Here is a 14920-nt window from a genome sequence, read left to right as displayed (position 1 = left end):
AGGGGTAATGATGGTGCTCTGAGCCGTCGACCACATGATCGAACCGTTTGGGAAGTCATTGAGCCTAACAGCCTTTACTTCACCGGAACACGATGGGGCAGCCTTCTCGTTCGGAACTCTAGCGGAGCGGAACTTTAGCGGAACTGGAACTCTTACGGAACTATTAGCCGCTATTTTGCTCTAATCCACACTTTCGGATTTCTAACGGAACTGACAGCGCCTATTTGGGCTCATTTCCACCAAAATGACCTCTTTTTGCCGAAATAGCGGCTACTGCTTCCGTTAGAATTCCTAATCCGCTGGTTTGGATGAAATAGCGGCGATAGCTTCCGTTAGAATCACTGCTGGCGGATAGGCGCCCCCAATCGCACCAGCACCTCTGGCGGATAGGCCCTCACGATCGCACCAGCACCTTTGGCGGATGGGGCCGAAGGTGGCCTTGAACGGCCACGGTCGGCAATCGCCGTCTCTTACGGAACTATTAGCCGCTATTTTGCTCTAATCCGCACTTTCGGATTTCTAACGGAACTGACAGCGCCTATTTGGGCTCATTTCCACCAAAATGACCTCTTTCTGCCGAAATAGCGGCTACTGCTTCCGTTAGAATTCTTAATTCGCCGTTTTGGATGAAATAGCGGCGATAGCTTCCGTTAGAATCACTGCTGGCGGATGGGCGGCCACGATCGCACCAGCACCTTCGGCGGTTGGGGCCGAGAAATAGCGCCGCTCGGACAATGACTAGTTAGAGGCACGTTATGGCGTCGCGACCTTATCCAACTCCTGAGCGCGGAACCGGAGGAACCCCCCGTTGGCCGTGCCGACGTAGATCTCGTCACCCGAACGGTTCACCGTCCCGTTTCGGGTCTCTAGTTCGCGAAGCTCCGCGTAGCCCGTTTTCACGTCGGCCACCCGCCCCAGCAGCTTCCCGGTCTTCTTATCCAGCATCAGCAGATCTTGGCCAAAAGGGAACAGCAACGTATGCTCAAGTACCGTGAAGCTGCCGGCCGCCAACGGGGACAAATCCGCATCCGCGGATGCGGTGGTCGGCATCTGCCATAGGCTTTTCCCCGTAGTTGCCTCCAAAGCGGCCGGCAATCCGTTTATCGTCAGATAAAGGGTATCTCCCTCCAGCTCCCCCTTGCTGCCTTTGCCGGAAATTCGCCACAGTTCATTTCCCGCTTTGGCATCGTAAAATATCGTTTCGAACGAGTCCGCCCCCCAATAATCCGCGCTGTCCAACGGATGTTGGATCAGCAAATATCGGCCGTCCGCCAGCTCTTCGAAACGTTCTCCAGGCACGGCGGGATAATCGGCCAGGACTTGGCCCGCCGAAACATCCAGCCATTTCCAGTTGTCGCCGAGCAGGATCCAGCGTTTGTCCGGGTCCGATCCGTTGAACGGATCCATTCTCGGGCCGCCCGCGTAGTAAGGCTCTATGGAGTAATCCTGCGCCTGTTCCCCTTTCGCCTCAATCGACCAGACCGTCTTTCCGTTATCCGGATTGAGCGCCCGCAGCTCTTTCCCTTCCCTGATCAGTACGTAAGGATCTGCCGCGCTGCGGTTCAGGATTCGCGCCTCTTCGCCGAGGTCTGACTCCCACCGGGTCCGGCCGTTTCGGGCGTCCAGAACGATCAGTTTCGTACTCGTCTTCCGCTGAATATCACCGCGGTCGTTCCATGTGACCAGGATGACGGAATCCCGGGCAGCCCACATCCCCATCTGGCTCTTGTCTCCGAACCGCTGCTCCCACAACACCTTGCCGTCGGACAGTCTCAACTTGCGAACCCGATTGTCGTATTGCTTCTCCTCCGGGCTAAAGGAGGTAAATAGGGTGACCTCTTCCCTGGCAGGGTCAAGGGACGCCTCCAACTGACCATACCCGGCATTAATTTGCCAGCGCGTCTTTCCGTCTTCCCGGCCGACCGCATAAAAGGAAGCATCATAATGCCCCCCGCTGTACCCGCCGTCGTCTCCCTTCAGCAGCAATACCTCTTTCCCCGAGCTCAGGAGGTAGGGGTAAGCCAGTGTGCCTTGATTCCTCCAATCCGGCTGCACCCGGAGCGTTCGAGGAAGCGAAGTAACGAGATAATCCTGCGAAAACATATCATCATCGCCCGAGTACATGCGGCTTTGGTACCGATCCGCCCCGGGAAATATCCAATGGATGGCCGCCAGTTTGCCAGCTGGGGTAAACGTCGCCTGGAAATGGGCGTCTTCCCTTTCATATCGCCAGCTGGAGCCGATGATCATCGGCTCGCCGCCGTTATTTTGAAGATCGCCGGATACTTCCGTCAGCGCCGGGTCTCCCAGCAACTTTTTTACCTTGGCGGCATCGTCTCCCGGTTTAAGCAGCACATCGGTTAGCCCGCGCACTATATCCAAATCCGGTTCCGCTCCATCCTGAGCGTTAAGAAGCGGCAGCGGTACAGCTTCCGTCGCGGAGATATCCCTTCCCTTTACCCAAAGCACAGCCGGACGATACACCTCATCCCCTTCATCCTCATGCCAAGCCGCCGGGGGAATGATCACGCCGTACCACTCCTTCCACTTGGCGAAGGCCACGAACGTATTGTCCCCGTTATCACTTCCGGTTCCCCATCGAGCCTTGCTCAACGGGGCCAGCGCCAACTCGCCCTCCTTGCGCAGCCTAATATATAGCGGCTCGATCGATTCGGCGCTCTCGGCGGCTTCGGAAGCGTACCATTGCGGAATCCAAAGCGTTCCCCGGTCATAGGTATGGAACTCCAGCATTTCACCGGACACGGACAAAATCTTAAAATTATATCCGGGCTTGCCGAAATAAGTGATATTCATCCTCCGAATATCGGTGTTGCTACTGACTGCCCTTGAAAAAAGCGGGGTCCCGAAACGAATTTGCGTCGCGTCCCCGGGCTTGGGGAGGGTCGAGAACCACACCGTGGGGACGGGCTCTCCTCCGTCCGTTTGCGTTTTTGATGCGGCCAAGCTTTTGCCCCTCTCCGTCGGCTGGGCCGCCAAAAAATCCGGAAGAACGCTCACGGCTTCTTTAAGATTGGCTACCGGAACTTGACTCGAGGCTGCAGCCGTTAATCCGGGAAACGCCCCGCCAACCAGACAAAGCAGGGCCAAGCTCCCCTTCACCACCTTGATGAGAGGAGACCTCGGCCGTTTTTCCGGTTTTTGTGTTGTTTTTTCCATTTCGGGTACCCCCTTTTTTCCTGTCCATACCATTTTAGACGTATATTCTTGGAAAAAGTTCTACCCTGGACGAGCGATCCCTATTCGATCTGGCCTCTGCAGCCGCGGAGAAATCCTGTGCATGTACGAGGATCTTCAGTGCCCGGTCGTGGAGCAGGTCACCTTGGCCGAGTTTTCGCGCACGCGAAAAATGGACCGCCACGTCAGCCGCCTGCGCAAAATCTACAGGCAGCGGCGCGAGGTCCTGATGGAGGCGTGGAGCGCCGTTTCGGCCGGGCCGTCGTCCGGCAGCACCGCGGCCTTCCCTGGAGCTAAAGGGCGTACAGCCTGCTGCCGATGCGGGCCGACACGTTGCTCAACCCTAAAGTATAGGCATAGTCCAGCGTTTCCACCTGATCCAATTTATAGGCGGAAACCGGGCTTCCCGGCCTTCTTTTGGTATTGAGCAGGGCGATAATTTCCGCTCCCGACCGGATTCCCATGCCGTGGGCGAAGTAATTTCCGTCCGGCAGCAAAATCCCGTTCTCCCCCCGCCACTCGGGCGTGTTCGGATCAAAATCGGGGTTTTTGAAATAGACGACATCGCCCGGAAACGCCTCTCCGCCGGGAACAGAGATGATGCGCAGGTCGCTGTCATATTTCCAATCGTACAATAGCAAGCCGCCGAAATAGGCGTTAAACGCCGGTTCCCCGATGGCCTCCAGTACCCCTTTGTACAGGGCAATGACCATAGCGGTAGCACATTCGAATGCATAGGCCCGCCCGTTGCGGTAAATATCGCGGATCCCCTCCGCCGGGGATACATCGTAACGTAGGCGGAACCCGCCGTTATCCAGCCGTATCCAATAATTCTCGTTGCACCGGGAATTCGCAAAAGTGGAAAACCGCGCTCCGCTCTGGTAAAGACCTATGGCCGACTCCACAATCCGGCTTCGCGTCTTGAGTTCAAATTCCAGCACCTGGGCGGAACGGTACGGATACGTCACCGGGCTGGCCTGTTTAAGCCGTAAGATTTCCCGCTCCACACCGCTTAGCTGCAGTCTGTCCACCTGCTCCATTTCCCCGGGGGGAAGAAGAATCATGTCTGTCACCTCGTTTATGCCGGGGATAAACTGTATTATCCCGGCTGCGTTTTTTATGCTCGCTTGGGCTATTGTACGCTCATGATGCTTGAAAAGTGAACGCGGAACAAGGCATGTTCCTACTTCCGAGTGCTTGAGCTAGGATCCCGGAACTGAGTGTAAATAATAATAGGAAAAATAAACCATATTTTCGCCCTCTATCAACAAAGTTCGACAATTCCGATATATTCTCCAGGGCCTTCTTTTTCCGGCTCATTTATCAGGAAGGGTGACGAGATGATTAAATTAGGGGGCAGAATTTTCTTTTTTTTAGCATCGCTAACATTGATTGTCGGTGTTCTCGGTTGCAATAAACCGGCGGACCCGCAAAACGCCGATGAGCCGTCTGGTTCCAAGGAGCCGGTTACGCTCAAATTTATATGGTGGGGCTCGGACCAGCGCAAAGAGGATACGCTGAAAGTCATCGAGCTGTATAAAAAGAAGCATCCCCATGTAAACTTCGAAACCGAAAGCTTGGGCGGAACGGACGAGGTTGCCACCCAGCTTGCGATTGCAACGGCAGATCAGAATACAGCGGATATTATTCAGGCCGACTACAGCTTTATTTTCAACTACATCAACCGTGATTTGATCGAGCCCTTGGATACTTACATCGCGGATCATAGGCTGAATGTCTCGGACATGGATCCCGCCTATCTGGCACCGGGCCAAAAAGACGAGCTTCTCTACGCTCTTCCGATGGGTAACAATGCCCAAAGCTTCTTTTACAATCCGGCGATATTCGAAAAAACCGGCGTCGCCGTCCCCAAGGAAGGATACACGATCGACGATCTCCACCAAACGATGGTTCAACTTAAAACGAACATGGCGGAAGCTGACTTTTATCCGCTCGGCAACATGATCGACGTAAATTACTATTTACGCGCGGAAGGGGTATCGATGTACAAAGCGGACGGCAGCGGTCTAGGTTATGAGGACGACAAAGTCTTGACCGATTATTTTACCTTATACAAGCAGTGGGTGGATGAAGGCCTTCTGATCAAAAACTCTGTCGGTTCCTCCAAAAATAATAAGGATCATCCGATCGTTGCCGGGAAAACGGCGCTTTTTTCCGGTTCCAGCAATAATAACACCGTATTGACCAAGCTCGCGGGAAGTCCGATCAAGCTGCTTCCGTTCCCCAAAACGCCGAGCGGCCAAGAAGGCGGCTGGATCAAGCCCTCAATGCTGATGGCGGTCTCCTCCTATTCCAAGCACAAAGAGGAGGCCGTAGCGTTTATGGATTTCTTCTTGAACGATCCCGAGGCTAACGATATTCTGCACGGTGAGCGCGGCGTCCCGGCGTCGGCCGCCATGGCGGACCAGGTGGCGGGGCAGGATCCGGCCGCAAAAGAGCAGGTGGAGTTCATCAATTATATGAAGGCACACTCCAAGCCGCTAGAGCCTCCAAATCCGAGCAGTCATGTTGTGATCAACAATGCGTATCAGTCCGCGCTTCAGAAGGTGCTGAGCGGGAAGCTCACCCCGGCGGAAGGGGCGGCCGAATATCGGGCTCAAGCCACTGAAATCCTGAATATGACCAATAAGGGGGCGGCCGGAAAATGAAATCTTCCATCACGCGCATGACCATACGAAAAAAACTGTACGGCGGCTTCGGCCTCGTGCTTGTGCTTCTGGCCCTGATGTCATTCATCAGCTATTCCTACCTGGTCTCGGTAAATGATTCCTACACGAAACTCATCAAGGAGAAGAGCGCTACTGTCCAGTTGATCAAGGACTTGTCATTGGCCGTCGAAAGCGAACATTCACATGTCTCGGAATACCTGCTGACAGGCGACCAGGCCAGCCTGGATGGCTACAACACGGCCCAAGGCACTTTCCTGTCTTCGCTGCACCAACTCCACTCCTTGGTTACGGACCGGGACGAGAAGCAAATTCTCGCCGGCCTCGATCTGCTGCAAAGTCAATACAGCAGTGTCGCGCTACAGATGATCGACGCGAAGAAGCAGAACAAAACCGAAGATTTCCTGAAGGCGCTTGAGAGCCAAGGCGTAGTGAGGGACAAATTCAGCAACACGGCGTTCCGGTTTGTGGAATTGAAGCAGACGCAGCTGGATGGGGAAGCCCAAGCGACATTCCGAGAGGTTGAGCAGACAAAGCTGATCGTAATCAGCATTACGGCCGCCACGCTGCTGGTCGGGATCATTGCCTCTTTCCTGATCAGCCGGACGATTTCCCGGCCGATCCTCAAGCTTCACGGTATGGCATTAAAAATCACCAAGGGCGACTTGCGGGACACGCAAGTCGACGTCCGCAACACCGACGAAATCGGGGACCTCGCCAAGTCCTTTAACGATATGGCGAACAATTTAAGGGCGCTTATTCATGAGGTGGGGCTCCACGCCCATCAGGTGGCGGATTCGTCCGGACAGTTGTCCGACAGCGCGGAACAGACCGGGCAGGCCACCGAGCATGTGGCGGACATCATGGAATCGCTTGCGGCGGGTACGGAGTCGCAGACGAACCGGATCACAGCCAGCGTTGCCCGGGTCCGCCGCATGGATGAAGATGCCGATATTATTTCCGGCCGGGCTTCCAAGGTAGCGGAGTCGGTACAGCTGACCTCTTCCGTTACCACGGAAGGAGGCGAGGCCGTACGGACGGCGATTAACCAGATGTCCGCCGTGCAGTCCAATGTCAGCGAGGTGTCCGGGCTCGTCGGGCTTCTGAATGAACGGTCGAAGGAGATCGGCGATATTATCGCCATCATAACCGACATCGCCAACCAGACGAACCTGCTTTCGCTGAATGCGGCGATCGAAGCCGCCCGCGCTGGCGAGAACGGACGCGGCTTCGCGGTCGTGGCAAACGAGGTCCGCAAGCTCTCCGAGCAAACCTCGCAATCCGGCCGGAAGGTCCATGAGGTGATAACGGCGATTCAAACCGAGATGGACCGGACGATGGTCAAGGTTTCGCAAAGTGAGCGGGAGGCGCTCGCAGGGATTCATGCCGTAACCACGGCGGGTCAAGCCTTCTCCCGGATCGAAACGGCCATCCGGGAGGTGTCCGCTCAAATTCAGGAGGTGTCGGAATCCTCGCGGAACATGTCCCTTGAAACCCGGGAGCTTGTCGAAGCTTACGATGAGATCAACCGGATTGCCGTCTTGACCGCGGAAGGCACGCACAGCGTCTCGGCCTCCGCGGAGGAGCAGATGGCCAGCGTACAGCAAATTGCCGCCTCGTCCAAGGAGCTCTCGTCGCTCGCTCAGGAGCTGTGGAAGAGCATCGACAAATTTACCGTATAGATTGTGCTCACAAAAAGCCAGCCCCTATGCAAGCCACCTTTTTCGGCTGCATGAGGGCTGGTTTGTTTTAATCGTATTTTTACAGGTAATCGACCGGATGCGCGTTAAGCTTCCATTTTTGATTTTCATAGATAAACGGCACCTGAATCAACCGCGACTCCCCTTCGGCTTCCGGCACATCGTATTCGAAAACCTTGGTGCTGCCTTTGTCCTCGACCACCCGGGACAGCTTCGCTTCCTCCCAATTGGTCAGAGCGCCGACATCATAAGGCATATACGCCAGCTTCCCGTCTTTCTCCACCACCATATCCGAATCGACCCACTCCGTAATCAGGGCGTCGGCATACGAAGGTTCGAGGTATTCCTTTATTTTGTCCTTGGTATTCATGTCATCGCAGAAAAAATAGTACCCCAGCGGATCGTCCCCAATCCGGCGCTCCTCCAGCGGCTTGCACTTCTTACCGCCATCATAGAAAACCGTGAAGAAACGGGTAACCCCTTCATCCCGTAATTTTAGCGCCGCTTCTCCGTCGAGCGGGGGAATCACGTCATCTCCCTCATCGTCATCGTCCGTGCCCCAGCCCATCTCGTCCTCGGGGGTAACCAGAAGTTCGGAGGGATCTTTCTTTTTGTATAATTGATCATTGTATTCCTGGGAAATATCCGTAATCCGGTATTCGTCTTCTTGCCTTGAAAAGGTATAAGTTCCGGGCGAGTCCTTGAACGTTCCGTTTTCGTCAATCCCTTCAAACTTGAAGGGCACTTCGATAACCGTGCGGTCCGCAGTCTGCTCCACCATTTTGAAGTTCCCGTCGGGGTCCACGAAATACTGTCCTTCACTATCGCCATAATTTCCGCATCGTTCGGGACTGCAGAAGATTTCATGCGTGGCCATCACATAAACCAACATATCCCGGCTAAAAAAGGCGGACAGTTCGTTTTCCAAATCACTTCGCACAAACTTTCCATAGATCGGAGACACCCCGAAATAGCCGATTTGGGGGCTGTCTTGATCCTCGACTTCCCGCTCCTTGAGTTCCTTAATGTCCCGTTCTGTCTCCAGAACCCGCTTTTTGGCTTCCTCCAGTGACAACGGCTGCTTGGCGGTGTTTTCCTGCGTTTCACCTTTTTGTCCGTTGCTTGGGCCCGCGTTTGGAGCGGTACTTTTGGAGCTGCAGCCCACGGCGGCCAAGAGTAAAATCATTACCGCTACAATCTGTAACCAAAATCGAGTGTGTTTCAATTTAAGCACTCCAGTCTTCTTTTACCTATTATGCAATTCCTTAACTTCCCCGCTATCCAGCTCAATGAACACCTGGGCCGCCTCTTCTTTTTGACCGAACCAGTCGATAGGCACCACGGCATCGTACAATGTCCAGTTTTCCGTATTCATTTCATCGACATTGACGTACTCCGACTTTTTCAACTCGACTTCCTTCCCGTCCGCTTTCATCCACACCCGTTTCACCGTGAAGTCCTTACTGTATAGGTGAACCGCAAGATTCATTTGCTCGGAATGATTCGTATTGTAGGCAAGGACATACGTATCATAGAGTTTGGCGTATTCATCCGGATTCCCGCTAAACAAACTGATCAGATTCCGAAACGGGTAAATACCTTCCGCCCACTCCATATCCGCCTCGTCGCCCGATTGAACGGAAGCGGGGTACAGTTCATCCTTGTTGGCGGTTCGCATAGGCTCACACGCACGGCTAAGCGTCTCCGACGCAGCCGGACCTCCCCCTCCCCCTACGGGTTCCGGGGCCAATTTCTCGAGAAATTCCCCACGGCTGGAGTAGTAGCTGTCCTCATCCGAAATGGTCAGCTTGACCGGTTCGCTTATTTGCCCCGAGTCCGCATAAAAAAGTCTCTTGCTCTCTTCCGAAAACACTGGGATAATGGCCGCCAAATTGACGGTATCCGAGGTCCAGACCGGGTTCGTCCTAAACGCGGCAAACCGGCTGAAATCGGAGTCGAGCCGCTCGTTGGTCCAATACCTGTAAAGTGTATATTCATAAGGGGCAACGACCGTGTTTTCCTGCATCTGTACTTTATCAGCCGCTAAAGAAATATAAGGAAAATAAGGAACCGGCTCCTCGCCAACTTCCGCGTCCAGAGCCCTGAAACATGCGGAAGCTTGTTCGGCCAGATTCCCCGAATTTTTTATATCCGGATCTTGCGGAGCTACCTTTTCCGCTTGTTCAGTTCGTGAAGAATGATTACTGCTTAAAGGTTGTTGGTATCCCTGTGTTTCCTTTGAACAACTACTCAACAGAACAGCCAAAATTATTGAGCACACGGTTAATATAAATGTTGGTTTACGGCTATCTTTTGCTATAAAGTTCATTATAGTCTGCCACCACCCATCCCTTGTATTTGCCTTTCGCCGAACCATTCTTAAGCATTTTCTTCAATGATGTCACTTCTCCCCCTGATGGATTAACAATGAGCATGTCTTTGGTTTTCTCATCATACCCCACCGCCAGAATCCAATGGCCTGATGGGGCGCTCTTTTGAAGATTTGGTTTGGTTATATCAATCAACACGGGATTCCCCTGATCAATTGAAGATTTGGCGTATTTAAACAAGGTTTCGACACTTTTATCCGAACTGGTTGTTGCTTTAAACAATGCCTCATTCCCCATATGCCGATCAAACTGGATATTTGGAATGCTCTCCATCTTTAAACTTGCTCCCGAAAATACATTTTTTCTCTTTAACTCTTTATTCAGCTGTGAAGGGGTAATAACTTTCCCGTTTTTCCAGGATTCAGCCATCGCGACTGCGGTTAGAGTGCAACCGGCTTTATAGATAGCTGTGTCCGAGCTGTTTCCAAGCTTTTCGTAATACCAACTCGGCCTCGTCCCATCTACATATCGATCTTGGGAATAAATCGGCATGGAACTTAAATTGGGAATCGTCGTCCAATTTTGTATTCCAGCACTCGCTACAGACTTATATGATCCTAGATTGGTGTTCTTGGGAGGTTCAGGCGACTTCGGCTTATTAGTTTGGGAAGGTTTTGAGGGAGCCTCAATAGCTTGCTTTGTTGTACCTTCGCCAAATACCCCTAATAAAATAGCCGCTATTCCCGGTTGGACATCCTTGGCAGTCTCTTTAAAGTTGCTGTCCGATGTGTATTTGCCTTTCGTCCCTATCGTTGTCTGGTTAAATACATAGGTTGAGTTTTGCCCCTCCAAATAATAACCAAAACCATTGTATAGTTCCGCAAAAACTAACATGGCCGCCAAGTCCTTTGAGTCATACGTCAGTTGAACTCCAAAATTCATTTTCTTAAGCTGATTTTTCAATACTCTTATCGAGTCTTCCTCAAATGTTGTTCCTTTAGGTATCTTATTTTTGCCATCCTGCATGGAATACTCAAAGGCTTTACCACTTGAAAAGTACTTTTGACACTCCCTATAATGTATAGCAAAAATAAGTTCAGGCGGTATATCAAGCTCTCTCCCAATCTTCTCATATACAGCCTTATGTTCCTGCCACCATTTAAGTAAAAATGCTTTTGTCGAATCCGGCAATTTACTCTTTAAGTCCCCGGAAACGAGAAAATCATGATTTCGTTTATAGGCTCCCCCCGGGTTTGAATTTGCCTTTACGGTCTTTTGATAGACAGAAAAGTCAAATCTTGCGTCTAAAACTTTCTTTCCCTTATCTTCAACCTCCCTATGCAAAAGTGCCTGCCCAGCTGGCCCCGCTCCCATCCACAGTTCCCGATAGTCCACATCATCGACCATCTCCGAGGAGAGAGAATACTTGGTTTTCAGAGCCGTCCTGAGTTTTTCGGCATAGGCGTGGGCCCCGTCCATTTCTTTTTGCATGTTTTTAGCTTTGTATTCATGCCACGCGGTTTGGGAACGGCCAATTTCGGTCAAAAGCTTGTGAATTTCGCTCAATTGGGATTTGGCCCACGCTCCTTCCTTCCCGCCTTTCATCATCAATCCCAGCAAATATATGTATTGGTTGTCCTTCGGCATCTCCATCGGTATAAATTTACCGTCTTTAGTAATGGAAAAAGAAGGATCGTAAGAACAGGCCTGAATCGGCGCTCCGGATAACAGGTGGCTTAACTTGACCTCTTTTCCATAATATTTCTCGTCAATCCCCAAACCCTTCAAGACTTTTCGCAGTCTCTCCGCTTCTTTGTGGGCCCCCTCCATCAACGGCTTGTTGTTGAACGCTTTGTAGACGGAATAAGCCACTTGGGCCCGGCCAATGTCATATCTCGCTTTAAAAATCGTGTCCAGCTTTTGCTTGGCCTCTTGCTTCTCCTCCTCCGTCCCATGAAGGGCTTGCTGATGTAGTTTTTGCACGACCGGATCCTCAAACAGCGGATCCTTCAGATATTTTGCGGCACCGTCTCCGGTAAGCGCCCCGGTTTTTCCATAGTATGAAGAAGGGAGAGCGAAGTGCTGCTGGATCGTTTTTTTGACCGTTTCTTCACTGTCCATATAGGCCTGGGAGACTTGTGTCAGCCCTTTGGCTTTCTGGCGCAACGATGAAGTTAATATTCTCGCGGAGTCTGTCACCTCGTGCAGGCTGTCCACCACGGCATCCAGAGCGCGTTGCACTTCCCTCTCTTCATCATACCAACCTCGAAGGTCTTGGAGAAATCGGTATAAACTCTGATGCACCCTACGTTCCCCGTCTTCAATGCCGTCCCCCAAACCTTTCAGCTTTAGGGAGAGCTCATCTATTTGGGTCGGATCTACCTTGATACTCATGGCCTTATTCCTTTCCTAAAAATTTTAAAGCTCCTCACCACCCCAAAATGTAATGCTTTAACAGGGAGGTTGGCGCTATGCTACTTTACGATTTAATGTTTGGCCAGCTAAACGATTCCTACTTATTCGTTGGGATGAAACTCATCGGCCATCAATCCTCCGACTCATCAGCCTCAATGAGCTGGACGTCTTCGATATCCATGAGCATTTTCGTTACTTCTTCCTCTTCTTCCACATACGTAGACTCATAAGCCTGATCCGCAAGTTGGGTATAAACGATTACAATACCGTTGATCTCCCCCAGTTTGTTCCAGGGGTATTCGTCCGGCGGCGAGGCTGCCCACTCCTCCGGCGTAGCGCCGGAAATATTCATAATCCAAGCGGGATTTTCCAGTGCTGTATTATGAAAAATGTCGATTTGATCCTCGTATTGCTTGATAACATATTTCCCTTTCCACGATTCCGGAAATTGGAGAGAGAATTTGACCGTAGTGTCATTTCTTTTAATGGTAAATATATTGGGGTCCCTGTAGTCCTCTTCCATCTGAACCGCCGGTTGAAAAGTCGCTAACATTTCATCAACTTGCGACTCCATACTGTGGTAAACCTCGGCTTCCTCTTGATCGCTTGGCATGTTAGTTTCCAGTCTCCTTGCTGCTACAACCCCATCCTCATTTTCAAAAATGATCTTATATTCGGCCTGATCCATTTCATTCCACTCTCTTACATTCATAGCCACGATTTCAACCAAAGGATAAGCTTCCTTCTTGCCTAGATATGAAAGGGTATACGTATTCACCATTTCGCGAAGCGATGTCTTTCCTACCCAGTTCCTCGGGAGTTGGAACGAACCACGGTTCGTTTGAATTTCAGTAGCGCTACGTAAAGTGGGCTCCTGGTCATAATATCCCCAAGAACTCACCTCCATTGTGGAGGGAGGGTCATATACGTTCTTGGTGGAAAATACAACGCTAACCTCTTTCATGGGATAGGTGATACTGTAGCGTTTCTCCAAATCGGGGTCCTCCATGACCATCGTCTCGCCCGCTTTTTTCATAACATCCGAGAATGTCATTTGTCCTCTCGCCCCGCCATAGTGAATCGGGTTGGTTTCCGCTATCTCCACATGGCTAACCGGTACTTCGTCTTCCTCCGTCAAGTAAAAGGTTAACCCCGCTTTGTCCAATTTGACCCACGGCATCCCTGTCGCTGAATCAGTTCCTTCTATAGGGGCTTCCTTGTAATCCTGCTGCAGTTTTTGGATCAATGCGGCTTTGTCCAGATCAAAATACGCGACAAATTTGCTAAAGAAGTCCGGATTTTTCAAATCATATTTCGGGTCAAATTGGTCGGTTTCGGTATTGACCGTCGCAGTTGGCTCTGGCTGCACCTGAGTTGCTTCAGGCTGTCCCGCCCTTGTTCCGCATGCGGTTACTGCCATCAGCACACCCAGTAAAATCAAGGTCAATATAACTTGTTTTCGTCTCACTTCAATCCCCCATTGAACTTACCTGTCTAATGACCTGCACATCTATTTAAGGCCATGCTTGTTAATAGACCACCTTACTTATACCAAATATCTATGTTAATAGCAGAGTAAGGTAGCGAAACTACAACCACTTTGTACGTTTTGTCCTTAAACACCTTTTCTTTGAGTGCTGCCTCCGGATCCTTCTTTTGTTTAGCGTAGTTGACTGCCGATTTTACGGTATCCGCATCAATTTTTTGAGATAACAATTCCTCTATGTCCTTAAACCCTTGTTTCGGATTGTCATCGGGATCGTCGATAGATAGCATCAGATTCAGGATTGTAGCTGTGTTCCCGTCTTCTTTTTTATATTCAGAAGCTACGGTTAAGCCTGAGTTGTAAAATGTATAGAAACTAAACCCCTCAGTCTTATTCTTCTCGCTCTTCCCCTCTCTGTTTTTCGAAGCCTCCCAGGCCTCCCAGTCAAACAACTCTTCTGTATTCGAATCGCTACCCTTGGCTCCGTTAGCCCCCGATCCTGCACCTGTATGAATCGATACCATATAGTTCAAAGAGTCCCAGTTCACTTGCGCGCCAAGAGCCTCGCTTACAAAACGAAGCGGTACATAGGTTCTGTCCGATTTCCGCAAGGCCGCCGTGTCCATTGGCTCGGTTTTGCCGTTCACCGTATAAGCCTTTTTGCCGAGCGTCAGGACGATCTGATTGGAATTCAAGTCTACGGTCACTTTCTTTGTTTTGCTGTTCCAGGCCACTTTGGCGCCAAGAGCTTCACTTACAAAGCGTACCGGTACCTGGACCCGATTGCTTTTATCCACCAAAGGCTGAGCATCCGGAAAACTCATTTTCTCCCCGTTTAATTCCACGCGCAAAGACAACTTCGCCGCGGAAGAGACCATTGGCATTGTGGTAAATATGAAAAGTAGGGACAGAAGAAAAAATCCTATTCTCTTAAGTTTCATTAAATAAACCCTCTCTCGTTTTTTTGCTTCGATTAGCACCCCATCACAGAAACAACGTGACGTGGGGACTATTTACATTCCCCAAGCCCTTGAGCTTTAGGGAGAGCTCATCGATTTTGGCCGGATCTACTTTGATACTCATGGTTTTGTTCCTTTTCCTATAATT

The 14920-nt window shown here is 51.1% G+C and carries 9 protein-coding genes; 2 read left to right on the top strand and 7 right to left on the bottom strand.

The annotated features are described in order from the left end of the window. Positions 1-753: 753 nt before the first annotated feature. Together V4U88_RS11690 and V4U88_RS11685 are read right to left on the bottom strand one after the other, a co-directional pair. The gene (locus tag V4U88_RS11690) at positions 754-3177 is read right to left on the bottom strand and encodes an outer membrane protein assembly factor BamB family protein (protein ID WP_334073448.1); all 2424 of its coding nucleotides are present in this window, start codon (positions 3175-3177) and stop codon (positions 754-756) included. Positions 3178-3488: 311 nt separating this feature from the next. Beyond that, complete coding sequence (locus tag V4U88_RS11685) at positions 3489-4259, bottom strand: protein-glutamine gamma-glutamyltransferase (RefSeq protein ID WP_334073447.1); 771 nt, start codon at positions 4257-4259, stop codon at positions 3489-3491. A 276-nt stretch (positions 4260-4535) separates the two neighbouring features. Between V4U88_RS11685 and V4U88_RS11680 the strand changes: the two genes are divergently transcribed. Together V4U88_RS11680 and V4U88_RS11675 are read left to right on the top strand one after the other, a co-directional pair. After that, positions 4536-5864, top strand: a complete 1329-nt coding sequence (locus V4U88_RS11680) for an ABC transporter substrate-binding protein (RefSeq protein ID WP_334073446.1) — start codon at positions 4536-4538, stop codon at positions 5862-5864. After that, complete coding sequence (locus V4U88_RS11675; protein WP_334073445.1) at positions 5861-7564, top strand: methyl-accepting chemotaxis protein; 1704 nt, start codon at positions 5861-5863, stop codon at positions 7562-7564. Before V4U88_RS11680 ends, V4U88_RS11675 begins: the two co-directional genes overlap by 4 nt. A 79-nt stretch (positions 7565-7643) precedes the next feature. On the opposite strand, the gene V4U88_RS11670 is transcribed toward V4U88_RS11675, so the two are convergent. From V4U88_RS11670 to V4U88_RS11650, 5 genes are all read right to left on the bottom strand, one after another. After that, positions 7644-8768 (bottom strand): DL-endopeptidase inhibitor IseA family protein, encoded by a 1125-nt coding sequence (locus V4U88_RS11670; protein WP_334073444.1) that lies wholly within the window; start codon positions 8766-8768, stop codon positions 7644-7646. A gap of 60 nt (positions 8769-8828) precedes the next feature. Next, on the bottom strand, positions 8829-9608 hold the full coding sequence (locus tag V4U88_RS11665; protein WP_334073443.1) for a hypothetical protein: 780 nt from the start codon (positions 9606-9608) through the stop codon (positions 8829-8831). Between the two features lie 280 nt (positions 9609-9888). Continuing rightward, positions 9889-12306, bottom strand: coding sequence for a C39 family peptidase (locus V4U88_RS11660; protein WP_334073442.1), 2418 nt, complete (start codon positions 12304-12306; stop codon positions 9889-9891). A gap of 151 nt (positions 12307-12457) precedes the next feature. Continuing rightward, positions 12458-13795, bottom strand: a complete 1338-nt coding sequence (locus tag V4U88_RS11655; protein WP_334073441.1) for a hypothetical protein — start codon at positions 13793-13795, stop codon at positions 12458-12460. A gap of 74 nt (positions 13796-13869) precedes the next feature. Next, complete coding sequence (locus V4U88_RS11650) at positions 13870-14754, bottom strand: copper amine oxidase N-terminal domain-containing protein (protein ID WP_334073440.1); 885 nt, start codon at positions 14752-14754, stop codon at positions 13870-13872. Positions 14755-14920: the final 166 nt, after the last annotated feature.

The organism is Paenibacillus sp. A14 (assembly GCF_036864815.1).
Lineage (GTDB): Bacteria > Bacillota > Bacilli > Paenibacillales > Paenibacillaceae > Fontibacillus > Fontibacillus sanfengchensis.
This window is presented reverse-complemented; position numbering and strand designations above follow the sequence as displayed.